The sequence below is a fragment of the Bifidobacterium mellis genome (assembly GCF_000967265.1).
Taxonomy (GTDB): domain Bacteria; phylum Actinomycetota; class Actinomycetes; order Actinomycetales; family Bifidobacteriaceae; genus Bombiscardovia; species Bombiscardovia mellis.
In genome coordinates, this window is the sequence record NZ_KQ033885.1 from 787,538 (window position 1) to 813,883 (window position 26,346).

Below are 26,346 nucleotides of genomic sequence, written 5' to 3' on the forward strand. Positions count from 1 at the left end.
GGTCATTGTTGTGTAGGCCTCCGGAGTCGTTGCGATGGGTCCACCAATCTGTCGGCCGATAGATTTGCAGAATTTTAATCAGAATCATTGTAGGTCCTTGGAAGAGTGCCGGCGCAACCATTGCAGCAGGCTTGATTCGCAATGGAGTCAGGATTCTGAACGGGTCCGCCTCTGTGGAGCGGTAGATAAAAACAATGCAAACACGCCAGGGTCAAAGCCTTGATCGCGATGTGGGCTCCATCGAGTGTGGACGGCCATCGGATGGGATTGCCCGTTGATGGCCCAGCTGAGATTGCCGGTTGGAACCGTAACTGCGTTTGCGCTGTGTCTTAGTCCAGGCTCTCGCAGTTGCAGAGGCGCTGGATATAAAAAAGAATCCCGAGGTGACCTCGGGATTCCATCTGTGGAGCTAGGGGGATTCGAACCCCCGACCTTCTCCATGCCATGGAGACGCGCTACCAGCTGCGCCATAGCCCCGTGCTTGCCTTGCTTGGTGAAGCCTTGCTCATAGTACACCGGGATTGGCGAATGGAGCAACTCAGTGTGTTGCCCCGGAATTGCAGGGATTGTGAGCTAATTGATGGATTTTATCCTCGAATGGTCTTGAGTCATTCCTGAGCTTGCAAGTGCGCTAGCATGATGAACAAGGGGCGACCAAGGGGGTCGGCAGCAACGGAAAGGCGGCGGACCATGACCGGCAAAAACGATGTCGAAGTACGGGCTGAAAAGCGGAACGAGAACCATCCTGGGGACCAGCTCATCATCAACTGCCTGCCCTTGGACCAGAGCGAACGACAGGAATTCCTCCAGGCGGCTCCAGGCGTTCATCAGGAGTTCATTGTCGACACGGACATGCGGCAGAGCATGCATTGGCTCATCGATGTCCCTCAATCCCTCCGATCGGAGGCCACGATCATTTTGGGTAATCCGCCGTCCGAGCAGGTGGTTGCCTGCCGTAACCTGGTCTGGCTGCAGACCAGCAGCGCGGGTGTGGATGCCTACCTGAAACCGGGGGTTCTGCCTCCGGATGCCATGTTGACCAGTGCCTCAGGCGCTTACGGGCAGTCGGTCTCCGAGCACATGTTCGCCATGATGTGGGCCCTGATGAAGGACCTTCCTGGTTACCGGGACAATCAACGCGTGGGCCGTTGGGAACCTCGCGGGGCTGTCCTTTCACCGCGCGGTTGCCAGGTTCTGGTGTTGGGCACGGGGGATATCGGAGCCTCCTTCTCTCGTCTGGCCAAGGCTGTAGGCGCTCGGACCATCGGTATCAGGCGGCATCCCGACCAGCCGGTGGAGGGGTTCGACCGTCTGGCTGGTTTTGACGATCTGGATGCCCTGCTGCCTGAGATGGATGTAGTGGCTCTGGCCCTGCCTTCAACGCCGCAGACCAGACATATCATCGACGGCAATCGTCTTGCATTGGTGAAGTCCACCGCCGTGCTGATCAACGCGGGCAGGGGAGATGCCGTGGACTGCATGGCTCTGGCCCAAGCCCTGGATAAGGATGGCATTTTCGGTGCAGGGCTGGATGTGACCGAACCGGAACCTCTGCCTGAAGACCACCCACTCTGGAGGCAACCACGCTGCCTGCTCACCCCGCATGTGGCCGGGGGAGCTTATCTCCCCTCCAACATGGACAAGGTTCGGGAAATTTGCCTGGATAATCTTCGTCGGTTCATGGATGGCAGACCCCTTCGCAACCGGATGAGGTGACCGCCGTGCCGACAGAGCAAAGCCGTAGCGGCAACAGTCGTGGGCGGACGACTGTTCTGCGGTGGGTGGCCGTTCTGCTGGCGCTTGCTTTGATTGTGGTGGGCTCCTTGGCCTTGGCTGGCAGGCTGATGGGTGTCGGATCTGCTCGCCATGATAATCAAAGCTCCTCTGCAAACGGCCGCAAGACCGCTTCCCATAGCCCTCCCGGGTATTCTCCTGAGCAGACTGCTGTCCACCCGCCTCTGATCTCGCCTGTGGACTACAACCACGACGGTGTGGACGATTACACGGCCATGGTGCGTGGAGCCCATCAGGAGGCACGCATCCATCCACGTTATGACAGCGGCTACTATCAGGGCGGCTATCCACCCGATGACCGGGGTGCCTGTACCGATGAGATCTGGAGGGCCTTCCGACAGGCCGGCTACGATCTCAAAGCCATGGTCGACGCTGACATCGCCTCGTCTCCTGGGGCCTATGTCGGAGTCATCAGCAGGCCTGATCCGAACATCGACTTCAGACGCACCAACGTCCTCGGCGTATTCCTGTCCCGGCACGCCCAGCGTCTGACCAACGACACCGCGGCCACCGACCAGTGGCAGCAGGGCGACATTGTCATCTTCGACACCTCCTGGCACATCGGCATAGCCTCGGATAAAAGGGACAGCCAGGGCATTCCCCTGCTTCTGCATAACATGGGCCAGCGCGCCAGGGAGAACGACTACCTGGGGTCACCTGGCCATCGTCCCATCACCGGTCATTTCCGCTTCGACGCCTCCAAAATCCAACCCGCCGTCCTGCGCCCATGGAGGGGGTGACCAGGGACTACCCTGCGAAATTGAGCACGGCGGCGACTGGTTATCTGCTACTATCGGTTCGGCCAGACACGTCGGCCAGGTTCGAGCACGAGAGGCGGTGATGGCGATGATGAGAGTATTCAGCACCATGAACGGGCAGATCGAGCAGATCGGCAAGGCTTCCAAGGGCTCATGGATATGCTTATCGGCGCCCACCGATGTCGAGCTGGCCAACGTCTCGCAGACCACGGGCATAGACCTGGCTGACCTGCGTGCCCCCTTGGACGATGAGGAGCGCTCGCGTGTGGACGTGGAGGACGAGTACACCATGGTCATCGTCGACATTCCCCGGGCCGAGGAGCGCGACGGCCGGGACTACTACGAGACCATCCCCCTGTCCATCATCGTCACCGAGGATCTGATAGTCACCGTCTGCATGCAGGACACCGTCCTGCTCCATCCCTTCATGGAGGGCACCATCCGGGGTTTCAACACCTTCATGAAGTCCCGCTTCATCCTGCAGATCCTCTACCGCAACGCCACCCTCTACCTGCGATACCTGCGCATCATCGACCGCGAGTCGGACCGGTTGGAGCTCAAACTGCGCCACTCCATGCAGAACCGGGAGATCCTCATGCTGCTGGAGCTCAACAAGACCCTGGTCTATTTCGCCACCAGTCTCAAGTCCAACGAGATCGTCCTGGAGAAGCTGACCGGGCTGGAGCGGATCAAGCGCTATCCGGACGATGAGGACCTGCTGGGCGACGTGATCACGGAGAACAAGCAGGCCATCGAGATGGCCAACATCTACTCAAGCGTGCTTTCGAACATGACCGACGCCTTCGCCTCCATCGTCTCCAACAACGTCAACAATGTGATGAGGATCTTCACCATCATCTCCATCAGCCTGTCGGTGCCCACGCTGATCTTCTCCATGTATGGCATGAACTTCAACCAGGGCATGTTCGGCATGCCGTTTACCGACAAACCCTGGGGTTTTGCGGTCGTGGTGATTCTTTCGGGCCTGGTGACCGCCCTGGTAACCTGGTTCCTGACCCGTTCGAGAATGTTCAAGTAGGGGCCGGTCATGTTTGCACGCAGGATTGCGGCGGCTCTGCTGGCGCTGGTTCTTGCGGTGCCCCTGAGCGGGTGCGGCCGCCAGGAGGATCGCTACCGGGCGGGTTCCATCGGGCCCAAGATCAGCGTGGGCATCTCCTTCGATCAGCCTGGACTTGGGTTCGCCCAGTCCGGCCAGTACCGGGGACTGGATGTGGACGTGGCCCAGTATGTGGTCCACGAGCTTGGATATGCCGAGTCGCAGATCGTTTTCCGCCAGGTGAAGCCTGCGGATCGCGAGCGCATGCTCGAACAGGGCCAGGTGGACATGGTGGTGGCCGGCTACTCCATCACCCAGGAACGGCAGAAGCTGGTGGATTTCGCCGGGCCCTATCTGGCTGCCGGGCAGGATCTGCTGGTTCGCCGCACTCAGAACGACATCGCCGGGGTGGAGGATCTGGCCCAAAAGCGGGTCTGCGTGGCAGCGGGGTCCACCTCCGGGGCCCTGGTACGCTCGCTGGCCCCCCAAGCCCAGGTCCAGGAGCGGGAGGAGTTCCCCGAGTGCATCACGGCCCTGCTCAGCGGGGATACGGATGCCGCCAGCGGCGATGACTTCGCCCTGGCCGGCCTGGCTCATGTTCGCGGCGGTGGCCAGCTGCGCCTGGTCGGCAACCCCTTCTCCCATGAGCGGTATGGCATAGGCGTGCCCCGCGGGGATCCGGAGCTGGTGGGCGTCATCGACCAGGCCCTGAAGAGGATGATGCGGGACGGATCCTTCAAGGCCGCCCTGGGCCGGGCTTCCCGGTCAATCGGCTTCTCCATCGATGCCGCCGCCCGTACCCTGCAGCCCGGCGACCACTGAGCACGGCTCCCGTAAGGACGACGGATGCTGGACATCGGCCCGGCCGTGTCCATGTGAATGGCGATAATTCACCATATGAACGCGAATGAAGACAGGGATCATCAGCAGACCCAGGAATCCGATCAGCCTCAATTCCGCTACGATGCCGCCATGGCGCAGACCATCGAGGAGCACTGGCAGCAGCGCTGGGACAAGGAGGGCACCTTCTGGGCCGCCAACACCAAGGGTGATTTGACGGATGCCCAGGGAAATCACGCCGAGGGTTGCAGTCCCTACTTCGTCATCGACATGTTCCCCTATCCTTCGGGCAAGGGCCTGCATGTGGGCCACCCCCTGGGTTACATCGCCACCGACGTGGTCAGCCGCTACCACAGGATGAAGGGCGAGAACGTCCTGCACGCCATGGGCTACGACGCCTTCGGCCTGCCCGCCGAACAGTACGCCGTCCAGACCGGCCAGCACCCCCGGGTCACCACCGAGCAGAACATCGCCAACATGCGCTGGCAGCTGCACCGGCTGGGGCTCAGCTTCGACGACCGCCGCTCCTTCGCCACCATCGATACCGACTATGTGCGCTGGACCCAGTGGATCTTCTCGCGCATCTACGAGTCCTGGTACGACCCCGACTACCGCCGTGCCGACGGGGGGACGGGTTCTGCCAGGCCCATCAGCGAGCTGGTCCAGGCCTTCAAGTCCGGAAGCAGGCCCATCCCCGGCCATGCCGACGCCTCCTGGGAGGACCTGGACGAGGCCGAGCGCTCCGAGGTGCTCAACGACTTCCGCCTGGCCTACATCTCGCGCTCGCCGGTCAACTGGTGCCCCGGGCTGGGCACGGTCCTGGCCAACGAGGAGGTGACCGCCGAGGGACGCTCCGAGCGGGGCAACTACCCGGTCTACCAGCGTGAGCTCAAGCAGTGGTCCATGCGCATCACCGCCTACGGCCACCGGCTTCTGGAGGATCTGGACATTCTGGACTGGCCCGAAAAGGTCAAGCTCATGCAGCGCAACTGGATCGGGGAGTCGCATGGGGCCTCGGTGGACTTCACCGTGCCCAGCCCCGACGGCGATCAGACCATGGAGGTCTACACCACCCGTCCCGACACGCTTTTCGGTGCCACCTTCGCCGTGGTTTCCCCCGAGCATGACCTGCTCCAGCACCTGCCCCAGGAGTGGCCTGAGGACGTGCCTGAGCAGTGGAAGGGCGGCTATGCCAATCCTGCGGAGGGCGTGCAGGCCTATCGCAGGGCCGCCGAGGCCAAGACCGCCAAGGATCGCGTGGATGAGGGCGGAGCCAAGACCGGCCTGTTTACCGGGCTGTACGCGGTGAACCCCATCACCGGGGCCAAGCTGCCCATCTTCACCGCCGATTACGTGCTGATGGACTACGGCACCGGAGCCATCATGGCTGTGCCTGGCGGCGATCAGCGCGATTACGACTTCGCCCTCAAGTATGGCCTGCCCGTCGTCTACACGGTCAGCCCGCTGGCTGAGTCCGGACAGACCCTGGACGACTACCGGGGCAAGGCGCCTTTCATCTCTCACGACGGCATTGTGGTCAACTCTTCGGTCCAGGCCACCCAGGCCGCCGGCGACCCGCTCAGCCTGGACGGTCTGCGGGTCGACCAGGCCATCGAGAAGGTCACTGCCTGGCTGGAGTCGGCCGGGGTGGGCCATGGGACGGTCTCCTACCGGCTGCGCGACTGGCTCTTCTCACGTCAGCGCTACTGGGGCGAGCCATTCCCCGTGGTCTATGACGACCAGGGCCTGCCCCACCTGCTGCCCGACGACCAGCTGCCGGTGGCCCTGCCGGACGTGCCCGACTACTCGCCCAAGACCTTCGACCCCGAGGATGCCCAGTCCAGCCCGGAGGCCCCGCTGAGCCGCAACCAGGACTGGGTGAACGTGACCCTGGACCTGGGCGACGGCCCCAAGGTCTACCACAGGGACACCAACACCATGCCCAACTGGGCCGGCTCCTGCTGGTACTACATGCGCTACATCGACCCCAAGGATGACCGGCACATGGTCGATCCGGAGGAATACAACTACTGGCTTGGGCCCAAGCACAATGCCACGGCCGGGGAGTCAGGCGGTGTCGACCTCTACGTGGGCGGCGTGGAGCACGCGGTGCTGCACCTGCTCTATGCCCGCTTCTGGCACAAGGTCCTCTACGATCTGGGATACGTCTCGTCCAAGGAGCCCTTCCACAAGCTCTTCAACCAGGGGATGATCCAGGCCTACGCCTACACCGACCAGCGCGGCCAGTATGTGCCCGCCGCCGAGGTGGAGGAGCACGAGGAGGGCGGCAAGGTCAGCTACACCTGGCAGGGGCAGCCGGTCAACCGTGAGTTCGGCAAGATGGGCAAGAGCCTCAAGAACATCATCACCCCGGACGATATGTACCGCACCTATGGGGCCGACACCTTCCGCCTCTACGAGATGAGCATGGGCCCATTGGACGAGTCCCGGCCCTGGAACACGCGCAACGTGGTGGGTGGCATGCGCTTCCTGCAGCGGCTCTGGCGCAACGTGGTGGACGAGCAGACCGGCGAGGTGGTCCTGGACGAGGGCGAACCCGACCAGAAGACCCTGAAGCTGCTCAATACCACCATCCACGACGTAACGGTGGAGATGGAGGCCATGCGGCCCAACACGGCCATCGCCAGGATGATCGTGCTCAACAACCATCTGACCGGGCTGAACCCGACGCCCAGGGCAGCCATCGAGCCCTTGGTGCTCATGCTCTCGCCCATCGCCCCCCACATCTGCGAGGAGCTCTGGAGCCGTCTGGGTCACAAGGAATCCCTGGCGCATGCCCAGTGGCCGACCTGGGATGATCGCTATCTTGGCGAGGACACGGTCACTGCCGTGGTCCAGGTCAAGGGCAAGGTCCGCGGCAAGCTGCAGGTCAGCCCCGACATCGCGCCCGACCAGCTCAAGGCCATGGCCCTGGCACTGCCTGCCGTCCAGGAGCGGCTGGGCGGCAAGGAGCCGCGGAAGGTCATTGTCAAGGCGCCTAAGATCGTATCGGTCGTGCCGGCCTGACCCTGCACTGTCCACAGCCAGGCCAGGCTGTGGACAGGCGATGACCTTCGACCACATAGCCCCCCGGCCTCATACTGGGGGGCTTTTTCATGCCAGGCTGGACCCATGAGCATCAACATCACCCAGCCGCCGGCACCGCCCCTCCAAGCACTGGCCCTGAAACAATCGCTGAATCAATCGATTCGATCGGAGCCATCAGCCGAAGGCATGGCCAAGTCCCGGTCCCGACGGAATCGGCCTGTCTGGTCATTTACGCCGCTTCAGGCCTTGACGGCCATCCTTATTCTGGTGGCGGCCCTTGCCCTGAGCCTGACCCTGCTGGCCCAGCAGGGACGGGCCCTGGCCAGAGGGGTGGCTGTTGACGGATCCGGGACCAGCTCATCGGCTCCTACGAACAATAACGCGAACAGTGCTGCACACCGAGGCGAGCAGGCCTCGGAAAACGATCACAGCCGTGGTACCCATGGTGAAGCAGGCAGCGGGCAGGCCGATCCTCCGGTCTCCGGCTCCTCCCAACCTGCCGAAAAGGCCGACAACGCCCCTGCTGCTCCGGTCTCCAGCGCCTCATCAGGGTCAGCCGATCAGGCGGGGCGCGTGAATCTGAACAGCGCCAGCCAGCAGGATCTGGAAAACGTCAAAGGGATCGGTCCGGTCAAGGCTGCAAAAATATTGGAACATCGACGAGCCATCGGCGGCCGCTACACTTCGGTAGACCAGCTCCTGGATGTCCCCGGCATCGGTGCCAAGACCCTGGCCCGATTACGGCCATATCTGGTGGTGCAATGATGGCCGGTCATGCAGCGGTTCGCGACGGGGTTCGCGATGCAACTGATCGGGAGAACGGCAGCCGCAATCTTCGGATGCTCCCCGCTGCCTGTCTGGCCTGGGCGGTTGCCCTGCTGGTCCCTTGGCTGCTGGATCGGAGCACGGGCGGATCGTCGGCAGGATCAGCCAGGTGCGGGGAGTCCAAAGGCGGCATGGACAATGGAAGTATGGGCATGACGGTCTGGATGATGCCGCTTGTCCTGGCGCTTCCATTACTCCTTGCAATGGTCCTGCTTGCCATCAAGTTCGTCCGTTTGGTCGCCGCAGAGGACCCCGATTGCAGGAGTCATGTTTTTCGTCGGCCCCATCGCTTATGGAAACGGAACCATCTGCCCCGAGTATGTACGCGTCCCGGGAACAGGGATAATCGGGGCAAAAGTCCTTGGAACAAAGATCATCGGCATAGACCCTGCGTGAATACCACGAATACCAAAGACACCGGTTATTTGAACACCAGGAACACCAGTCATGTGGACACGGCTCATCAGAATATTCGGTTTCATTGGTTGCGCCGGTTTCCAAACCAACGCTCATACCCCGGGTTCAGGCGCTATTCCGCTCACGGGTCTTCCTTGCTCCGCTCTTCACCCAAGTTTGTTTCTGCCTCCTCGACCTTGGTTTCCGCTTGGTTCGGTCCACGGAGGCTACCGATGCTGGCCGTCCTGGTTGCCGTGGCTTTGACCGCAGGATTGGCTGCCACGGTCGGTCATGAGTCGGTGCGCGGCGGGCCGGCAGCCCGTCAGATCCGTCGGGGAAAGGCGATGGCTGAGGTTCTTGGTCGGGCTGTGGGCCCCATGAGCGCATCCTCTCGGCGAGGCTGGGACTGTCAGGTGGAATTAAGGCTGCAGTGGGTGACTGTGGCCGGGGTGCGCATGCCCTCCGATGAAGGGATGGTGCTCTTCGCCCGCAGCCGGTCATGCCTGCTGCAGCAGGGCGGACAGTATCGTGTACGAGGCCTCTTGGAACCCTCCGCTTACGGCCGTCCTATGCCTTGGCTGGCCGTGGAAGGCGGCATGAAAGAGGTCAGGCCGCCAGGACCCAGTAGACGATTCATCGCTCGCATGCAAGGGGCCTTTCTTGAACAGACCAGCAGGCTGGACGACCAGGGGCGGATCCTGGTGCCGGGGTTGACCATGGGCATCCTGGGCAACCAGGCCCCACCCGGATCGGGTGGGTCTGTGGGCAGGCCGGCAGTGGAACCTGCATATGCCACCCGTCTGACCCAGGATTTCCGGGCATCGGGCATCCTTCATCTGATGGCCGTCTCCGGCGGGCACTTCATGGTCCTGGCCTCGCTGCTGGTTTCGATCATGCGGGCCCTGCGCTCGCCGCCCTTGCTGACGGCCCTGGTTTTGTCTGCAGCATATCTGGGTTTGGGCATGTTGATGGTCCCCGGGGACTCAGTCTTGCGAGCTCAGGCCATGGGGCTACTTTCGGCATTGGCTCTGGCCGCCTGCCGGCCTGCACAGTCCTTGAACACGCTGTCATGGTGCGTGCTGCTGGTCCTGATCCTGCGGCCTTCCATGGCGGCAAGCTTCGGCTTCGCGCTCTCCTGTGGGGCCGTGCTGGGCATAGGTCTGGGCAACCGGCGTTTGACGGCCCTCCTTGAAGACCATCTTCCGGCATTTCTGGCACGTCCTTTGGCCACGACCCTGTGCGCCCAGGCTGGGACGCTGCCCGTGCAGGTGCTGATGAGTCCCGGACTGCCTCTGCTGGCCCCTCTGGCCAACCTGCTGGTCACTCCTGTGGTCGATGCTGCCACAGTAACCGGCCTGCTGGCCCTGCTCACATCCTGGCTCTGGCCCTCATTGGGGCTCTTGCTGGCCCGGTTGACCTCCCTGGGTACCGGAGTCATGGCTTTTGCGGCAACCTGGCTGGGCGAGGCGGCTGCTCCGGCGGCCTGGCCTTCGGGGCCAGTCGGCAGCGTCTGCCTGGTGGGTCTGGTTCTCATGGCCGTGATCGATCATCGATTGATTCGACTCATCCGTGCCCGGAGGAGGGACCCTTCATGGTCGTCTGTGACAGGCCTGGATTCCGGGGTTCCTTTTCGGCCATCGGCTTGGGGGTCAATCAAGGTCTGGGTGCAGCAAACCCATGGCCTTCTAGCCCGGTTGGTCTTCAAAAAACGACCGGGGTCAATGTCCAGTGATGAAGGGAGATTTGAGTCATGACCAAAGCTCAGCAGGAGAACCCTTCCGTCCATCTGGTGGTCGGCGGTGATCCCTTCCTCAACGGGCGGCGCGTCAAGCAGCTGTGCGCACAGGCATGTGCCGCTCATCCGGACAGCGAATACCTAGAGATGGACGCGGCCGACTGCGACGCTTACGCCTTTCAGGAGGCGGTCGGACCCTCCCTGCTCAGTCAGACGGCCGTGGTCCTTCTGGATGATCTGCAGGCGGCCGATGAGGCCTTGACCCAGGTCCTGGTGGATTTCTGCCGCGAGCCGGCAGGATCCGAATCCAGCATCGTCATAGCACGTCATGACGGGGGCAACCGGGGCCGTCGGCTTCTGGACCAGATGGAACGGGCCGGAGCAGTCATAGAACGGATGCCGGATCTGAAGAAGTTCGATGACAAAGTCGATTTCGTCTACGGGCAATTCAAGGCCCATCAGCGCCGCATCCAGCCACGGGCGGCCCAGCGTCTGGTGGATGTCCTGGGCGAACGAACTCCGGAACTTGCCGCCATGTGCTCCCAGCTCTGCTTTGATTTTGACCAGGACCCCATGACCTTGGAGATCGTCAACCGGTATTTGACCGATAACCCGGCTGTATCCGGATTCGCTGTGGCGGACAGGGCCCTTGCCGGTAGGCCGGCCCAAGCCGTCGTCGCCCTGCGTTCAGCTCTGGAACAGGGCAACGAACCGGTATCCCTTATCGGAGTACTGGCCCTGAAGCTACGGACGCTGGGCAAGGAGGCGGCCATCGAATCGGGAGCCATCACGACAGCCGAGGCCAAGGCCGCCTACTGGCAGTTGCGGGAGGCAAAACGACAGCTGCATAGATGGACATCCTCCGGCCTGGCCGCCTGCATCGAGGCCTTGGCCCAGGCTGATGAGGTCAGCAAAACCAGTAGCGGCGACGCCCGCTATGCTCTGGAACGGGCAGTTGAGCTGATTGCCGCCAAGGGAAGGACATTGGCATGAGCCTGCAGGACAGCGCCGGGCAGCAGGATGGATTTGGGCTGGCCGTGCCTACGGGCGAGGATATGCAACGCCTGGGCAGAAACCTGGCCTCGTGTCTGCAAGGCGGGGATGTGATCCTCCTGTCCGGACCTCTGGGGGCGGGTAAGACCACGCTGGCCCAGGGGCTGGGCAGCGGACTTGGAGTGGACGGACCTGTGGTCTCGCCTACGTTCACCATTGCGAGAGAGCTGCATGGCCATCTGTCCGACGGCTCGCCGGTCACCCTGATCCACGTGGATGCCTATAGGCTGGGCGGACAGGACTATCTGCCTGGCGAGGATGCCGTGGATCGGCTCCTGGATGAGTTGGAGTCCCTTGGTCTTGACGAGGAGCTGGAGGATCCGGGCCAAAGCACCATCGTCCTGATGGAATGGGGCGAGCAGATGGCCTCGGCACTGGCCGATCAACGTCTGGAAGTGAGCATCGCCCGACCCGTGGATCCCCGGGAAGATCCTGACGCGCCACCCAGCTCCCAGGGTCAGCGTATGGTACGTCTGCGTGGAGTGGGTCCTTCATGGGCCACCAGACTGGAGCAGCTGAGAAAGGCGATGACGGCATGAGCGGGAGCGATACGCCCCTTTTGGTGATAGACACTTCATATGGCTCGACTGTGGGGCTGCCGGGGCGGGAGCCTTGCATCGAGACCGACTCGCGCTCGCATGTGGAACGCCTCCAGGTCAATATCGCCAAGGTCATGGACCAGGCCGGGCTGTCTGCCGACGATCTGAGGACCATCGTGGTGGGACTGGGCCCTGCGCCCTTCACAGGTCTTCGGGCAGGAATCGTCACTGCCAAGGCCCTGGCCTTTGCCACGGGTGCCCGTTTGCTGGGACAGGACGTCCTGGAGCCGCAGGCCCGCTATGCCTACAGCCGGTTCAAGCAGCAGGACCAAGACCATTCCCGGCTCCTGGTCCTGGCAGTCAATGATGCTCGACGTCGGCAGCTCTACTATCGTCTCTTTGACGACTTTGGAGACGTGGAAGCCCCGGCCCGGCCGCTGACAGAAATGAGCATCGACTATCCAGCCGCTATCTGCGAGAAAATCGCAGCCGTTGTAGAAGAGAGTGAGTCTGTGGATCCGCGTCCTGTCACTCTGGTCGTAAGCGGTCACGGAGCCGGTCGCTACGCTGACCAGTGGCAGCGTCCGGATAAGCATCCTGGTATACGGGTGGTGCTGGACGAAGGATCCTTTTTGGAGGATCGGACCCGTGGGACAGGTCTGATGGCGGCTTGTGCATGCCGACGTGCCCAACGGGGGCTCATCGATCCCGTGGAACCGCTTTACCTTCGTCGGCCGGACGTCTCGGTCCCCAATCCGCTCAAGCACGTGGCAGTCCAGTCATGATTCGTAGGGCGGCCTTGGGGAACCTGGACCAGCTGGTCGACCTGGAGGCGCGCGTCTTCGGCGACCAGGCCTGGAGCCGGCAGGAGCTGCGCTTCGAGTTGTCTGCGCCCTCACGCACCTACCTGGTATGGGATGACCAGGGTGCCATCCTGGGCTACGGGGGTTATTGGTCGGGCGAAAGGGATGCCGAGCTGATGACCATGGGGGTGCTACCGGAAGCCCGGAGTCGAGGCATTGCAGGATCCCTGCTGGCCAGGCTGATTGCCGGAGCCGATCGCAAGGGTCTGCAACGCATGGACCTGAAAGTGCGCGTAGACAACCCTGCGGCCATTGACCTCTACAAAAAATTCGGCTTCTCACAGACGGGTCTGTGCAAGGGCTACTATCAGCCTGAAGACGTGGATGCCTGGGCCATGACCAGACCTTTGAGCTCGATCGGGCCGGGTCCGGTGGGATCTGTCGGCAGCAAGCCTTCAGAAGGACAGGAAAGGATCATCAACCATGAGTGAGCCTCTGGTGCTTGGCATCGAATCCACCTGTGATGAGACCGCGGCCGCCCTGGTGCAGGGCAACCGGCTGCTGTCCAACGTGGTGGCATCCTCCATGAACGAGCACGCCCGCTATGGGGGCGTCATCCCTGAGATCGCCTCGCGGGCACACGCTGAGTCCTTTGTGCCGGTCGTCTCCAAGGCCTTGAAGGATGTGGACATGGACCTGTCCCAGGTGGATGCCATAGCGGTCTCGGCCGGACCGGGACTGGCTGGTTGCCTGGCCGTAGGCGTCTCCGGTGCCAAGGCGCTGGCCTGGGCGGCGAAAAAGCCCCTATACGGCATCAATCATGTCATCGGCCACATAGCGGTCACACAGCTCCAGTTCGGTCCCTTCCCTCAGAATGCACTGGCCCTGATTGTTTCCGGCGGCCACACTTCGCTGCTGCATGTGGATGACCTGGCTCGATCGGTCCAGGTGGTGGGCACTACCCTGGACGACGCTGCGGGGGAGTGCTTTGACAAGATTGCACGTCTGCTCGGCTTCCCCTATCCCGGCGGCCCCCACATCGACCGCCACGCCCGTCTGGGCGACCCTCACGCCATCGCCGTGCCCCAGGGACTGACCAAGGGCCGGGCCGGAGCCGAGCATCCCTATGATTTCAGCTTCTCCGGGGTCAAGACCGCCGTGGCTCGGTGGGTCGAACGCAGACAGCAGGCCGGACTCGACATTCCTGTGGATGATGTCTGCGCCTCCCTGGCGGATTCCGTGGCCACCGTCCTATCCCGCAAGGCCATGGCCGCCTGCCACAGATTCGACACGGATACCCTGATTGTCGGCGGCGGGTTCTCAGCCAATTCGCAGCTGCGCGGCAAGCTTGAAGAGTTGGGCGACCAGGAGGGCGTCAAGGTCCGCATTCCGAAGATCAACCTGTGCACGGACAACGGCGCCATGGTGGCCATGCTGGGCGTCAATCTGGTCCAGGCCGGACTGCCCCCCTCGGCTCCTGACTTCTCCATTGACTCGGCCATGCCCATGGACAGGATCCTCATGTAATCGACACGCCAAGTTGTCGGATACGAGAGTCCTGACTATAGTATGGTAATTGTGTTCAGCGAGAGTTGAACGGGACATTCCCGCATAGCTCAGTTGGCAGAGCGTTCGACTGTTAATCGAAATGTCGCTGGTTCAAGCCCAGCTGCGGGAGCTCTCAACCGCCGGTCCTCCGGCGGTTTTCCTTATCCGCCAGGTTTCTTCATATTGTGCAATCCGTCAAGCAAATACCCCCCCCCCGTCTCGAATGATCCTCGTTGCTGTAGATACGAGTATCAGGTTGCTCAACCAATTGAACTGCTATACAGGCCTCCCAGCCTGAGGTTTGATGCTGCCGCTTGTTTTGAATATCCTCATCTCTTATGTGAGATGATTGATTATGCATCCTGTTGTTCGGCACTAGACAGGCGTTTTTTGACTGCCTGGGGCGACAGACGGGTGGCTCGTCGAATTCACAACGTTGTACTATTCAGATGTTCCATAGTTTCAACATGGACGAGAATCATGGACGATACAGTCAGAACGAAGGAGTCGGACAGTGGCGCAAGGGCAGCGGAATCACAGGGGCAGGGCACAGTTCAGGGTGGATGAGGAGCAGGAGTCCACGCCCATTGACGATCGCCTCTTCGGATCCTTCGTGGAGCACCTGGGCAGGGGAATCTACTCGGGCATCTATGAGCCGGGTCATCCGACAGCAGACGAACAGGGCTTTCGCCGGGACGTCATGGATCTGGTCAAGGAACTGGGCGTGACCACCATCCGATATCCGGGCGGCAACTTCGTCTCGGGCTATCGTTGGGAGGATGGCGTGGGACCGCGCGAAAGCCGTCCTCGGCGTCTCGACCTGGCCTGGCACTCCGGCGAAAGCAACGAGTTCGGTCTGCATGAGATGCGCGACTGGCTGGACAAGCTGGGCGGCAACGAGCTCATGGAGGCCGTCAACCTGGGCACCAGGGGCATGCAGGAGGCCCTGGATCTGCTCGAATACTGCAATGTGCCATCGGGCACCGAGCTGTCGGAACGGCGTCGCGCCAACGGCCATGATCGCCCCTTCAACATCAGGATGTGGTGCCTGGGCAACGAGATGGACGGCGACTGGCAGATCGGCCACAAGAGTGCAGAGGAATACGCCGATCTGGCCAACCGGACGGCTGTGGCCATGCGGATGATCGACCCGGACTTGGACCTGGTTGTCTGCGGCTCTTCCTCGCACACCATGCCCACTTTCGGTCTCTGGGAGCGCACGGTCCTGGAGCGCTGCTTCGAAAATGTGAACTTCCTCTCATGCCATGCCTATTACGCGCCCAAGGATGGGGACATGGCCAGTTTTCTGGCTTCCGGCGTGGACATGGACAGTTTCATCACCGACGTAAAAGCCATCATCGCCGCCTCGCGTGCCCGGCTGGGCAGTGATCATCAGGTTTTCATCTCCTTCGACGAGTGGAATGTCTGGTACCAGGATGCTGAGGCCAGCAGATCGCCCGAAGGCATCGGCAATTGGCCCGTAGGCGCACCGCTCCTGGAGGATGTCTATTCGGCGGCGGATGCCGTGGTGGTGGGCGACCTGCTGATCACCCTGCTCAGGCATGCCGACGTCGTTCATGCGGCCAGCCTGGCCCAGCTGGTCAACGTCATTGCCCCCATCATGACCAAGCCCGGCGGCCCGGCCTGGAGGCAGACCATTTTCTACCCCTTCGCCCTGACCTCCCGTTATGCGCGGGGCGCCAGCGTGCTCAAGAGCCTGCAGAGCGGCGACACCTATGAGATATCCCGCTATGGCCGGGTGCCCATGACCGATTCAGCGGCCGTCAGAGGTGCCGATGGTTCACTGAGCGTTTTTGTAGTCAACCGCAACCTTGACAGTTCTGTTGATTTCAGTATCGCCCTGCCCGAACAGGATCGAGATCGGCAGGCCACGGTCAGCACCCTGCACGAGGACGACCCCTCGGCGCGCAACACGCTTGAAGACCAGGAGCGGGTCGTCATGCATGCCCGGAAAGACTTCAGGATGGATGGGGACGCCTTGACTCTTCAACTGCCTCCCATCTCTTGGACGGTCATCCATCTGGCTTGAACAGGCCGCTAAAGGCATCCAGGCCGGGAACCTTCCGAGGATCCTCGATTACGGTGCCTTTACGGTCTGTGTTGATGTGGACGATTACATATTCGACCACATCCCTCCCTCCGGTTCACACGGCTGTGGCATCCAATCCATCATGATGGTGGGCGCCCAATCGGGCATCCACGATGACGGATTGAAGGTGCGACTATGGCCTGTGCGCGTGACCATAAGAACAAGGGCATCAGGCGGGTTACCGGCCGGATGCCCATCATGCCTTCCGGCTGTCGGCCCCCATGGTTTCCCCGGACCCTGCTGGTGTTGACGCTGGCACTGGTCCTGTCGGCTGCGGGGCCTACGGCAACCGTCACGGCTCAGCCTGCGCCGATCCTGCCTTCGGTCACGGCTCCGGCGCAGAAGGGTCGAGTTGCCTCATCGACCAGAGCCTGCCGCCGGGGCTGGCTGTGGCCCCTTGAACCCTTGACTGGCGATAAGGCCGCCCCGCAGGTTACGCGTCCCTTTGATCCCCCGGATCGTCCATGGCTGAGCGGTCATCGCGGGATGGATTTGGCGGCGGAGTCAGGCAGCAATATCCGTGCCCCTGCAGACGGTGTCATCGCCTTTGCAGGTTCCGTAGCGGGCAAGGACGTGGTCTCCATACGTCACGGCAACCTGGTCTCCACCTATGAGCCTGCACAGAGCTCCTTGCCGGCAGGTACCCGGTTGCAGACCGGTACGGTCTGGGGAAGGGTGCAGGGGGCCTCCGACCACTGTGGCCAGGCGTGTCTGCACTGGGGCCTGAAAGACAATCAAGGCCGTTATCTGGATCCCGGCGCTAAAGTCGGAAATCATAGGATTCGTCTCAAACCCTTATAGCAGTGCCAGAGTCGTTCAGATGACGCGCGCATTCGCAGACCGGGTATATCGCCAGCCCGGGAGAGCGGTTAGAATTATTAAGCATAACGCCGTTTCAGCAGGGAGTGGTCATGCAGAACATGCAGCAGGAATTCACGCGTCCGCTTGAGGAACCCATAGATGCCGATGCCAGCGTCTTCTCCCTGCTTGAGGACAGGGTGGAGCGCCTGGGCGACGACCCTTTGATCGAATACCGGAGCGGACGTGAGTGGAAGGCCATCACGGCCCGTGAGTTCCGGGACCGCGTTGTCTCGTTGGCCAAGGGGCTTATGGCACGGGGGATAAGCCGTGGGGATTCGGTGGCCATCGTCTCGCACACCCGATGGGAGTGGACTGCCCTGGACATGGCCATCCTGTCCATCGGAGCGGTGACGGTGCCGGTCTACGAGACAGATTCTCCAGATCAGATCCGGCGCATCTTCAACGACTCCCACGTGGGCATGGCCTTTTTGGAGGATGACGACATGAGGGCGCGTGTGGACGCGGTTCGTTCCCAGTGCGCCTATCTGAACGACCTGTATGTGATCACCAGGGGTGCGCTGACCACCATGACCGCCTACGGACGGGCGGTGGACCAGGCGGACTTCCAAGCCCGGGCCGACTCGGTGCAAGGCTCCGACCTGGCCACCATCGTCTACACTTCAGGCTCCACTGGCAAGCCCAAGGGCATTGAACTCAGCCACAGCAACATCGTCTTCACAGTGCGTTCGGGTGCTCAGGCGGTTCCTGACATCTGCCTGGGCGAGGGCAGGCGGCTTCTGCTCTGTCTGCCTCTGGCCCACGCCTTCGCCCGATGCCTGCAGTTCTTCGCCATCGCCACGGATCTCACCCTGGGGCTTACCGGGTCCATCCGCAATCTGCTGCAGGATATGCAGACCTTCAAGCCCACCTTCATCCTGGCTGTCCCGCGAATCTTCGAGAAGATCTACAACGCCGCCTCCCAGCGAGCCGGCACAGGCGCCAGGGGCAGGATTTTCCTGGATGCTGCAGGTGTGGCCCGGCAGTGGTCCCGTCATCAGCAGACCGGCAGCCGGGTTCCCATGTCGCTGAAGACCAAGCACCTCATGTACACGGGCACCGTCTATGATCCCATCCTGGAGGCCCTGGGCGGCCGGGTCAAGTATGCCATTTCGGGCGGCGCCCCCCTGGACAGGGACATTGCGGACTTCTTCAATGGCATAGGCCTGCCCCTGCTGGAGGGCTACGGCATGACCGAGACCATGGGTCCTGTGACGGTCAACCCCACCGAGGGCTATCGGCTGGGCACCATCGGCCTGCCCATGCCCGGCATCACTGTGGGCATCGACCAGGAGGGCCAGCTATGTGTCAAGGGCCCCGACGTCTGCATGGGCTACCACAACCATCCAGAAATCACCACCAGGCAGATTCGTGACGGCTGGCTCCTGACCGGCGATCTGGGCAGCTTGGACGAGGACGGGTTCGTCCGGCTGACTGGCCGGCGCAAGGAGATCATCATCACTGCAGGGGGCAAGAACATCTCGCCGGCGCTGCTGGAGACGGCTGTCGAGCGTTCGCCCCTCATCAGCCACTGCATGGTCATCGGGGACCGCAGGCCATTCATCTCTGCCCTGATAACCCTCAATTACGATGAGGTCGACCGATGGTTGCGGGACCAGGGCGCTGAGCCCTTGAAGGATGCCGCTGCGGCCGGGGAGAACCCCATCATCCGCACCGAGGTCGACCGTGCCGTGGACGCGGCCAACGCTCAGGTATCCCGGGCCGAAGGCATCCGCCGCTATCTGATCCTGGACCAGGACTTCACCCGAGAGAACGGTCTGCTGACCGCATCATACAAGCCCCGCCGTCAGGAGGTTCTCAAGCGGTATGAGGACCGGGTCGAGCAGGAGATCTATGCTCAAAGACCTGCGTCGGCTGGCTTGATGTAGCCTGTATCGATCAGCGCCGCCTTGAGGTTGGAGGCCGAAACCGCGACCAAGGGTCTTGACAGGCGACGCACCTGTTTGCCGTCCTGGTTGACGGTCTGGATCGTGTCCATGGCCGGTACCTTGCCCTGGCTGTTGAGGCCGACGCAGGCCTTGGCGATATCAGCCGCAAGCCCCAGCCTGTCCTCAAGTCCGGTCATCCACTGCTGTCCGTCCACGATTTGAGGGATGTTGTCCACGTAGGCGCCATATCCACTGATGATTGGCCAGGCGGTGTGGTCGTCCGAGGGCGTGGATTCCTGGGTTTTGCCCGTGGCCTGTGAAGACTCCGCTTGCGACCCCGCCGAATTCTGGGGTGTAGGGCTCTGGGCGGGTTTGGGCACGCGCTGTCGGTGCAGATCCTGGCGGCCGGCCATGGATCCCACAATGCCGGATATGGAGATCTCCGGGTTGACGTCCGCTGACGAACCCCGGTATCCCAGATCCCCGAGCTCAGAGACCACTCCGGAGACGATGAAGTCGTTCATGGCCAGAATGCCATCCACCTCGGTGTGGGTCTTGGCGCCATCGTCCATGGCCAGGCGGGTCGCCAGCTCTTTGCCGGTAGCCGAAGCATCCTTGCCTGGATCGAAGGCGACCGCCTGCCAGTCCTTCTCGGTGCTATCCGCCTTCAGACGCCCCGATGGGCTGACAGCCCGCCCGTCCTTGAAGTAAGGACCCAGCACCTGCCAGATACCAGCGAAGGCCTGGGCGGGGAAAGAACTCTGCGCATCCCGCTCCTCTTGCCGGTCCTGCTCAGCCTGGTCGGCTTCAGCCTCCTTGTCCGCAGAGGAGGCATCAGAGGGGGATGTCTCGGCTGTGCGGTTGGGCAGCAGGATCTCGATGCGGCAGGGGTTGTTCTTGCTGACCTTGTCCAGCTCCAACTTGCTGGCCAGCTTGTCCGCCTGCATCTGACCAATGGCCCGGGCATCGGACAACTGTACGAACAAATCCGGCTGAATGCCCGGAACCTGGTTGGCCAGCAGCACCACATGCATGCCCGCGCCCGCGGCCAGACGCAGAGACGAGACCAGGCGTGCGCGCGCCTTGTCTTTGGCATCGGCAACCAGCGACTTGCTGATGTAATCGCCGTACTGGCGGGTGATGGAGTCTGGCGAGGTCATGGGTGCGACCACCAGTGTGGTCGGCGCTGAGGTCTTCCCGGCCTTGCGCTCCGCAAGGCTGTTGACCACGTAATCCTGCAATTCCTTGCTCTGATCCTCCAGATTCCCGCTGGTGTAGGTATCGATGCGCTTGCCGGAAAGATGCTCCTTGATCAGTGCCGCCTTGATCTCGGGAACCAGGGCGGCCCACTTGTTGATGGGCGTGTGCTGGGAGAGGGTGATGCCGTCGGAGGGGGTGAAAATGGCCACCCGACCGGGCACTTCTGCAGGTGCCGTGGAAGTCGCCCGGCTCTGCGGGGCGCTCGGGGAATGCTCCCCCTTGCCCAGGGCCGGACCGCAAGCACCGGTCGATGCCACCATGGCCAGGCTCGCCAGCAGGGCCAGCAAGCCGGACAAATGCCGTGCTAAGCCGGTCTTCTTCACATTCGCTCCTTCGTTCCGACAGTGCCCGACTCTGGCCGGGTCCCGAGCAACCATTCTATGGGCTCTCGGGCAGGAACGTATGGAGTCTCCTCGCTTTTGCGCACAAGGTTCTCGCCTAGCGGCAGACGGTCAAGAGTGAACCGGGCGGATCGGCCGCCTGCAAGGGCAAGGAGATGATGCTCTGTCCGATCTGCTAGTCCGCCCTGGCTTCCGTGGCCTCTGTCGCAGCTGAACCCATACGCTCGGCAAGGGCGTGGTCCAGGGCATCCATGAACCCTTCGGTGTCGAGCCAGGGCTGGTCAGGACCGACCAGGCTGGCCAGATCCTTGGTCATGCGGCCGGAGCGCACGGTCTCGATGACCACTGACTCCAGGATTTGTGCGAACTGGGCCACCTTGGGCGTATCATCCAGTCGCGCCCGCTGCCTGAGTCCGCCGGTCCAGGCGAAAATGGAGGCGATCGGGTTGGTGGAGGTGGTTTCCCCCTTGAGCCAGCGCCGGTAATGCCTGGTCACGGTCCCATGGGCGGCCTCGGCCTCTACGGTCTGCCCGTCGGCCGTCATCAGCATGGAGGTCATGAGGCCAAGGGAGCCGAACCCTTGGGCTATCGCATCGGACTGGACATCGCCGTCGTAGTTCTTGCAGGCCCAGACATAGCCGCCCTGCCACTTGAGCGAGGAGGCCACCATGTCGTCGATCAGCCGATGCTGGTAGGTCAGTCCCTCTTGTTCGAACCGACTCCGGTACTCCTGCTCGTAGACCTGGGCGAAAATATCCTTGAACCGGCCGTCGTAGGCCTTGAGGATGGTGTTCTTGGTGCTCAGGTAGACCGGGTAGTGCCTCTGCAGGGCATAGTTGAAGCAGGAGCGCGCGAAGTCGCGGATGGAGTCGTCAAGGTTGAACTGCACCTGGGCCACGCCCGGACCTGGGTAGACGGTTACTTCCCGGGTCATCCGGTCGCCCCCGTCCCCGGGGGTGAAGGTGACGCTCAGCTTTCCCGGCCCGGGCACGGTGAAATCGGTGGCCTGGTATTGATCGCCGAAGGCATGGCGGGCCACCACGATGGGCTTGGACCATCCGGGAACCAGCCGGGGGATGTTGTCGATGACGATGGGTTCGCGGAAGATGGTTCCGCCAAGAATGTTGCGAATGGTGCCGTTGGGCGACTTCCACATGCGCTTGAGACCGAATTCCTTCACCCGGGCCTCGTCTGGGGTTATGGTGGCGCACTTGACGCCCACATGCTCGCGCTGAATGGCCTGGGCCGCCCGGACGGTGACCTTGTCGTCGGTGGCGTCCCTGTTTCGGATGCCCAGATCGTAATAGTCCAGGTCCACGTCCAGATAGGGCAGAATCAGCCGTTCCTTGATCATTTTCCAGATGACACGGGTCATCTCGTCACCGTCGAGCTCGACGATGCGTCCCTTCACGGCGATCTTGTCCATGGCGGCCTCCTAACAGTGGGCGGGCCGGGGGCCGGATCCTGCCCCCGGTGCCGCAGTTGCGCTCGCGAACAGTTGTATCCCAAGTTTGTTACTCTCTCTTCCCCTGCTCGTAACCCGTTCGTAGCACGCCGGAGCGTCATCATGAGGCGCTAGGCTTGCAGACATGACACAGGAAATCGAAATCGGTCTCGGCAAGAAGGCCACGGTGGCCTACACGCTCGATGATGTCTCCATACTCCCATCAAGAAGGACCAGGGATCCCCAGGATGTCTCCACGGCCTGGCAGGTGGATGCCTACGAGTTCGACCTGCCACTGCTGGCGGCGCCCATGGACTCGGTGACCAGCCCCGAGACGGCCATCGCCCTGGGACGGTTGGGCGGACTGGGCGTGCTCGATCTGGAGGGACTGTGGACCCGATACGAGGACCCGCGTCCCCAGCTGGATCGGATAGCCCATGCCTCGCCGGAGCAGGCGACCGGGGTCATTCAGGAGGCCTACCGGGAACCGGTCAAGGCTGAGTTGATCACCCGCCGTCTGCAGGAGATTCGCAAGGCCGGGGTCACGGTGGCCGGGGCCCTCTCGCCGCAGCGCACCCAGGAGTTCTACACCACGGTGGTCGATGCGGGTGTGGATCTCTTCGTAATACGTGGAACGGCGGTTTCGGCCGAACATGTCTCCACCAGCCACGAGCCCCTGGATTTGAAGAAGTTCATCTACGACCTGGACGTTCCGGTCATCGTCGGCGGGGCCGCCACCTACCAGGCTGCCCTGCATCTGATGCGCACGGGTGCCGCCGGGGTGCTGGTCGGGTTCGGCGGGGGAGCCTCCTCAACTGATTCCGCCACCATCGGGATTCAGGCTCCAATGGCCACGGCCATCTCGGATGTGGCCGAGGCTCGTCGTGACTACCTGGACGAGTCCGGTGGACGTTACGTCCAGGTCATCGCCGATGGGGAGACCGGCACCTCGGGGTCCTTTGTCAAGGCCTTGGCCATGGGGGCCGACGCGGTCATGCTGGGCACACCCCTGGCCAAGGCCACCGAGGCTCCAGGCCAGGGCATGCACTGGGGGGCTGAGGCCCATCATCCTGAGCTGCCACGGGGTCGCAGGGTCCAGGTCGGCCAGGTGGGCAGCCTGGAGCGCATACTCTTCGGGCCCAGCGATCGCACGGATGGCAGTCTGAATCTGATCGGGGCCCTGCGCCGGGCCATGGCTTCCACCGGCTACGTGGATGTCAAGAACTTCCAGAAGTGCCGTGTGGCAGTGACTCCCTCTCCGCGCTGCTGAGCAGGACAGGGCATTCAGAGCCCATTTATCCACAATCCGTATCAAGGCCGGTTCAGGTTGACCACATTCCTGAACCGGCCTTTACATTGCCTCAGCGCATTCATACTCTGGACGTAATCGCTGTCGTTGCGTCGGTCGCCCAGTGCACCTCGCCGGCATGAGAGGGGGAACAGGCACATAGAAGTGCGAGGGGAGAAGTATGACGGAGTATATGGATCTGGCGCCGACCTGGGACGGGGATCAGGCAATCGGGGATTCGCCGGGACCGGAGTCTGGCGGCTGGTGGCCGTCTACCTGCGCTCAAGTGCCGCTGGGACTTGGGGACATCAATCTGACAGTGCGAACCGTCAACTTCGTCCGTCCAGGAGATGGTGCTGGACATGAGGGTCTGACGGGGGACCTGAAACGAATTCTCATCAACCTGTGCGCCCTGGCATCCAGGGTCTTCGATGTGCTGCGGGGCCGCCTGCCGATGAAGAGCCTGGACCGTGTGCTCAACCGCGTTTGCATGGAGCGGCTGGCTATATTGGCTAGACTGATACGTGATCGGCATCTGGGTATGGTCCGCACGACGGATCATGTCGGCATGGCCTACCTGCCGCTGATTCCTAAACTGGTCGAGCTCTACCGCGTGGACCGTGACCGGTACGAAACCACCATCGGATTCCTGGTCGGCGAGCGCACGGTGCTGACCAACCTGATCGTCGCCAGAAGCGGTTCGCGCTGGCTCTGTGTGCGCTTCGACATGGGCTAGGCGGCGGCTTTGGCGGGTTGACCCATATGATGGTGGGTATGTTGCGTGAATATACGGTCGAGCTTCAACACCCGACGACGGACAAGGACACCATCTATTCACTCCTGGCAAAACGCACTGCGCGCGACCCTGAGGAGCTGGTTGCCCAGTGGCAGGATCCCATGACCAGAAACTGGCATGACGTCAAGGCCGGGCAGATGTCCGCACGGGTTCGCGCCGTGGCCAAGGGCATGATGGCTCTGGGCGTGGAAAAGGGCAGTACCGTGGTCATCTACGCCTCCACCAGCTATGACTGGGGGGTTACGGATTTCGCCTGCGCCGCCATAGGTGCGGTCTCGGTGCCCATCTATGAGACCGACTCGCCCAACCAGGCCCAGAAGATCGTTCAGGACGTGGACTGTGTCCTGGCCTTCGCTGGCGACTCGGAGCATGCGCAGATTCTGGAGCAGGTCCGGGGATCCTCGCCCAAACTCAAGTACGTCTTCAACTTCGAAGCCGGGGGTCTGAACGCGGTCAGCGAATTCGGCCAGGGGATCGACGACGAGCGTCTGGACCGGGCCATCGCCCAGGTCAAGGCCGACGATCTGGCCACCATCGTCTACACCTCGGGCTCAACCGGTGAACCCAAGGGCGCCATGCTCTCCAACCGGAACTTCGTCCACATCGTCTTCGTGGGTTGGGATGTGCTCTACCACATGCTGGCGGCGCCCTCCCGTCTGATGCTCTTCCTGCCCCTGGCCCACTGCTTCGCCCGCTACATCCAGTACGTGGCTATCGGCGCCCAGGGCGTGGTCGGATACGTCTCCAATGCCAAACACCTGCTGACCGATCTGCGCACCTTCCGTCCCACCTATCTGTTGGGCGTGCCCCGTGTCTTCGAGAAGGTCTACAACGCCGCCTCGCAGAAGGCCGGCACAGGTCTGGCCGGCAAGGTCTTCGCCAAGGCCACCAGGCACTTCATCAAGTGGTCCAAGGATGAGCAGGAGGGGCGCGGCCACTCGCCGCTGACCCGCCTGGCCCACGCCTTCTACACCAAGACCGTCGGCAACACGATCGAGTCCGCCCTGGGTTCCAACCTGAGCTACCTGGCCTGCGGCGGCGCGCCCATGAACGCCGACCTGGCCCATTTCTTCAACGGAATCGATGGAATCACCTTCATACAGGGTTACGGGATGACCGAGACGGCGGCCCCCTGTATCGTCAACTTCGAGGATGCCAACGAGGTGGGGTCGGTCGGCCGCCCCGGCTCGGGCATCACGGTCAGGCTGAGCGACGACGACGAGCTCCTGGTCAAGGGCCCCAGCGTCTTCATGGGCTACTACCACCAGCCCGAGCTGGATTCCACCGTCCTCGATAAGGACGGCTGGCTGCACACCGGCGATCTGGCCCAGATCGACGACCAGGGCTTCGTCTTCATCACCGGCCGCAAGAAGGACGTCATCATCACCGCCGGCGGCAAGAACGTCAGCCCGGCTCCCCTGGAGGATGTCATCAGCACCTGCCCGATAGTCTCCCAGGCCGTGGTCGTAGGCGACGGCAGGCCCTTCGTAGGCGCCCTGGTCACCCTGGATGCCGGCATGCTGAAGTCCTGGCTGACCTCCCAGGGTCTGGACGCTGACATGAGCCTGGAGCAGGCCAGCCACAACGATGCCATCCATGCCTTCATCCAGCAGTATGTGGACAAGGCCAACTGCAACGTCTCGCGGGCCGAGTCGGTGCGCAAGTTCCTGGTGCTGGACAAGGATTTCAGCCAGGAGGACGGCACCCTGACCCCGAGCCTGAAGGTCGTTCGCCCCGAGGTGCTCCGCCAGTACGCCGAACTTGTGGACAAGGTCCTCTATGCGCCCAGGACGCCGGCCAAGCCCGCCGCCAAGGAGAACGACATCGTCAGCAGGGCACGGACCACCATGAGCGATTCCCTGGCCAGCATGACCGGACGCAAGCGTGATGGCCGCCAGGAGGAGGAAGCGGCCCCAGAGGATGAGAAGGACGGCCGTGACGGCCGGGATGACGAGGAGTAGGCA

General features: G+C 62.5%; 20 protein-coding genes and 2 tRNA genes. 19 read left to right on the top strand and 3 right to left on the bottom strand.

The features are described from left to right. Nucleotides 1–404: 404 nt before the first annotated feature. Nucleotides 405–477: transfer RNA gene (locus tag JF70_RS03490), tRNA-Ala, on the bottom strand. Between the two features lie 213 nt (nt 478–690). On the opposite strand from JF70_RS03490, the gene JF70_RS03495 reads away from it, so the two are divergent. From JF70_RS03495 to JF70_RS03570, 16 genes are all read left to right on the top strand, one after another. Further along, on the top strand, nt 691–1,716 hold the full coding sequence (locus JF70_RS03495; RefSeq protein ID WP_082069372.1) for a D-2-hydroxyacid dehydrogenase: 1,026 nt from the start codon (nt 691–693) through the stop codon (nt 1,714–1,716). Nucleotides 1,717–1,721: 5 nt separating this feature from the next. Next, nucleotides 1,722–2,534: a DUF1287 domain-containing protein gene (locus tag JF70_RS03500; RefSeq protein WP_045936091.1), complete on the top strand. Its 813-nt coding sequence runs from the start codon at nt 1,722–1,724 to the stop codon at nt 2,532–2,534. 106 nt (nt 2,535–2,640) lie between these two features. After that, nucleotides 2,641–3,591, top strand: a complete 951-nt coding sequence (locus JF70_RS03505) for a magnesium transporter CorA family protein (RefSeq protein ID WP_024627661.1) — start codon at nt 2,641–2,643, stop codon at nt 3,589–3,591. Nucleotides 3,592–3,600: 9 nt separating this feature from the next. Beyond that, nucleotides 3,601–4,431, top strand: a complete 831-nt coding sequence (locus tag JF70_RS03510; protein ID WP_045935303.1) for a glutamate ABC transporter substrate-binding protein — start codon at nt 3,601–3,603, stop codon at nt 4,429–4,431. Between the two features lie 75 nt (nt 4,432–4,506). Then, nucleotides 4,507–7,476 carry a leucine--tRNA ligase gene (gene leuS / locus JF70_RS03515; RefSeq protein ID WP_045935304.1) on the top strand — a complete coding sequence of 990 codons (2,970 nt, stop codon included), beginning with the start codon at nt 4,507–4,509 and terminating at the stop codon, nt 7,474–7,476. A 105-nt stretch (nt 7,477–7,581) separates the two neighbouring features. Beyond that, nucleotides 7,582–8,262 (top strand): ComEA family DNA-binding protein, encoded by a 681-nt coding sequence (locus tag JF70_RS03520; RefSeq protein WP_045935305.1) that lies wholly within the window; start codon nt 7,582–7,584, stop codon nt 8,260–8,262. Between the two features lie 689 nt (nt 8,263–8,951). Beyond that, nucleotides 8,952–10,472: a ComEC/Rec2 family competence protein gene (locus tag JF70_RS03525; protein WP_052690718.1), complete on the top strand. Its 1,521-nt coding sequence runs from the start codon at nt 8,952–8,954 to the stop codon at nt 10,470–10,472. Then, nucleotides 10,469–11,446 (top strand): DNA polymerase III subunit delta, encoded by a 978-nt coding sequence (holA, locus tag JF70_RS03530; RefSeq protein ID WP_045935306.1) that lies wholly within the window; start codon nt 10,469–10,471, stop codon nt 11,444–11,446. Before JF70_RS03525 ends, holA begins: the two co-directional genes overlap by 4 nt. Continuing rightward, a complete protein-coding gene (gene tsaE, locus JF70_RS03535; RefSeq protein ID WP_045935307.1) occupies nt 11,443–12,045 on the top strand; it encodes a tRNA (adenosine(37)-N6)-threonylcarbamoyltransferase complex ATPase subunit type 1 TsaE in 603 nt (200 codons plus the stop codon). Before holA ends, tsaE begins: the two co-directional genes overlap by 4 nt. Beyond that, on the top strand, nt 12,042–12,830 hold the full coding sequence (gene tsaB / locus JF70_RS03540) for a tRNA (adenosine(37)-N6)-threonylcarbamoyltransferase complex dimerization subunit type 1 TsaB (protein WP_045935308.1): 789 nt from the start codon (nt 12,042–12,044) through the stop codon (nt 12,828–12,830). Before tsaE ends, tsaB begins: the two co-directional genes overlap by 4 nt. Continuing rightward, a complete protein-coding gene (rimI, locus tag JF70_RS03545) occupies nt 12,827–13,339 on the top strand; it encodes a ribosomal protein S18-alanine N-acetyltransferase (protein ID WP_052690719.1) in 513 nt (170 codons plus the stop codon). The genes tsaB and rimI overlap by 4 nt, the downstream gene beginning before the upstream one ends. Continuing rightward, complete coding sequence (gene tsaD, locus JF70_RS03550; RefSeq protein WP_045935309.1) at nt 13,332–14,375, top strand: tRNA (adenosine(37)-N6)-threonylcarbamoyltransferase complex transferase subunit TsaD; 1,044 nt, start codon at nt 13,332–13,334, stop codon at nt 14,373–14,375. The genes rimI and tsaD overlap by 8 nt, the downstream gene beginning before the upstream one ends. Before the next feature lie 78 nt (nt 14,376–14,453). Next, nucleotides 14,454–14,526, top strand: a tRNA-Asn gene (locus JF70_RS03555). Nucleotides 14,527–14,910: 384 nt separating this feature from the next. Next, complete coding sequence (gene arfA / locus JF70_RS03560; RefSeq protein ID WP_082069374.1) at nt 14,911–16,446, top strand: arabinosylfuranosidase ArfA; 1,536 nt, start codon at nt 14,911–14,913, stop codon at nt 16,444–16,446. 195 nt (nt 16,447–16,641) lie between these two features. After that, nucleotides 16,642–17,307 (top strand): M23 family metallopeptidase, encoded by a 666-nt coding sequence (locus JF70_RS03565; protein WP_052690720.1) that lies wholly within the window; start codon nt 16,642–16,644, stop codon nt 17,305–17,307. A 119-nt stretch (nt 17,308–17,426) separates the two neighbouring features. Continuing rightward, nucleotides 17,427–19,253: an AMP-dependent synthetase/ligase gene (locus tag JF70_RS03570; protein WP_045936096.1), complete on the top strand. Its 1,827-nt coding sequence runs from the start codon at nt 17,427–17,429 to the stop codon at nt 19,251–19,253. Here the strand turns inward: JF70_RS03570 and JF70_RS03575 are convergent. After that, nucleotides 19,223–20,836 (bottom strand): type 1 periplasmic-binding domain-containing protein, encoded by a 1,614-nt coding sequence (locus JF70_RS03575; protein ID WP_052690721.1) that lies wholly within the window; start codon nt 20,834–20,836, stop codon nt 19,223–19,225. The genes JF70_RS03570 and JF70_RS03575 overlap by 31 nt on opposite strands. A gap of 193 nt (nt 20,837–21,029) precedes the next feature. After that, nucleotides 21,030–22,280 carry an NADP-dependent isocitrate dehydrogenase gene (locus JF70_RS03580; protein WP_045935310.1) on the bottom strand — a complete coding sequence of 417 codons (1,251 nt, stop codon included), beginning with the start codon at nt 22,278–22,280 and terminating at the stop codon, nt 21,030–21,032. Between the two features lie 163 nt (nt 22,281–22,443). On the opposite strand from JF70_RS03580, the gene JF70_RS03585 reads away from it, so the two are divergent. The 3 genes from JF70_RS03585 to JF70_RS03595 all read left to right on the top strand — a co-directional run bounded on the left by JF70_RS03585 (nt 22,444) and on the right by JF70_RS03595 (nt 26,343). After that, nucleotides 22,444–23,568, top strand: a complete 1,125-nt coding sequence (locus tag JF70_RS03585; protein WP_045935311.1) for a GuaB3 family IMP dehydrogenase-related protein — start codon at nt 22,444–22,446, stop codon at nt 23,566–23,568. A gap of 199 nt (nt 23,569–23,767) precedes the next feature. Further along, complete coding sequence (locus JF70_RS03590; RefSeq protein ID WP_045935312.1) at nt 23,768–24,322, top strand: hypothetical protein; 555 nt, start codon at nt 23,768–23,770, stop codon at nt 24,320–24,322. Between the two features lie 38 nt (nt 24,323–24,360). Then, entirely contained in the window at nt 24,361–26,343 is a 1,983-nt protein-coding gene (locus JF70_RS03595; RefSeq protein WP_045935313.1) for an AMP-dependent synthetase/ligase, read from the top strand. Nucleotides 26,344–26,346: the final 3 nt, after the last annotated feature.

What these genes read in the sequence shown, in the direction of transcription:
- JF70_RS03495 (WP_082069372.1), top strand. Translation starts at nt 691, where the DNA reads ATGACCGGCAAAAACGATGTCGAAGTACGGGCTGAAAAGCGGAACGAG.
- JF70_RS03505 (WP_024627661.1), top strand. Translation starts at nt 2,641, where the DNA reads ATGATGAGAGTATTCAGCACCATGAACGGGCAGATCGAGCAGATCGGC.
- JF70_RS03510 (WP_045935303.1), top strand. Translation starts at nt 3,601, where the DNA reads ATGTTTGCACGCAGGATTGCGGCGGCTCTGCTGGCGCTGGTTCTTGCG.
- leuS (WP_045935304.1), top strand. Translation starts at nt 4,507, where the DNA reads ATGAACGCGAATGAAGACAGGGATCATCAGCAGACCCAGGAATCCGAT.
- JF70_RS03520 (WP_045935305.1), top strand. Translation starts at nt 7,582, where the DNA reads ATGAGCATCAACATCACCCAGCCGCCGGCACCGCCCCTCCAAGCACTG.
- JF70_RS03525 (WP_052690718.1), top strand. Translation starts at nt 8,952, where the DNA reads ATGCTGGCCGTCCTGGTTGCCGTGGCTTTGACCGCAGGATTGGCTGCC.
- holA (WP_045935306.1), top strand. Translation starts at nt 10,469, where the DNA reads ATGACCAAAGCTCAGCAGGAGAACCCTTCCGTCCATCTGGTGGTCGGC.
- tsaE (WP_045935307.1), top strand. Translation starts at nt 11,443, where the DNA reads ATGAGCCTGCAGGACAGCGCCGGGCAGCAGGATGGATTTGGGCTGGCC.
- tsaB (WP_045935308.1), top strand. Translation starts at nt 12,042, where the DNA reads ATGAGCGGGAGCGATACGCCCCTTTTGGTGATAGACACTTCATATGGC.
- rimI (WP_052690719.1), top strand. Translation starts at nt 12,827, where the DNA reads ATGATTCGTAGGGCGGCCTTGGGGAACCTGGACCAGCTGGTCGACCTG.
- tsaD (WP_045935309.1), top strand. Translation starts at nt 13,332, where the DNA reads ATGAGTGAGCCTCTGGTGCTTGGCATCGAATCCACCTGTGATGAGACC.
- JF70_RS03565 (WP_052690720.1), top strand. Translation starts at nt 16,642, where the DNA reads ATGGCCTGTGCGCGTGACCATAAGAACAAGGGCATCAGGCGGGTTACC.
- JF70_RS03570 (WP_045936096.1), top strand. Translation starts at nt 17,427, where the DNA reads ATGCAGCAGGAATTCACGCGTCCGCTTGAGGAACCCATAGATGCCGAT.
- JF70_RS03580 (WP_045935310.1), bottom strand. Translation starts at nt 22,280, where the DNA reads ATGGACAAGATCGCCGTGAAGGGACGCATCGTCGAGCTCGACGGTGAC.
- JF70_RS03585 (WP_045935311.1), top strand. Translation starts at nt 22,444, where the DNA reads ATGACACAGGAAATCGAAATCGGTCTCGGCAAGAAGGCCACGGTGGCC.
- JF70_RS03590 (WP_045935312.1), top strand. Translation starts at nt 23,768, where the DNA reads ATGACGGAGTATATGGATCTGGCGCCGACCTGGGACGGGGATCAGGCA.
- JF70_RS03595 (WP_045935313.1), top strand. Translation starts at nt 24,361, where the DNA reads ATGTTGCGTGAATATACGGTCGAGCTTCAACACCCGACGACGGACAAG.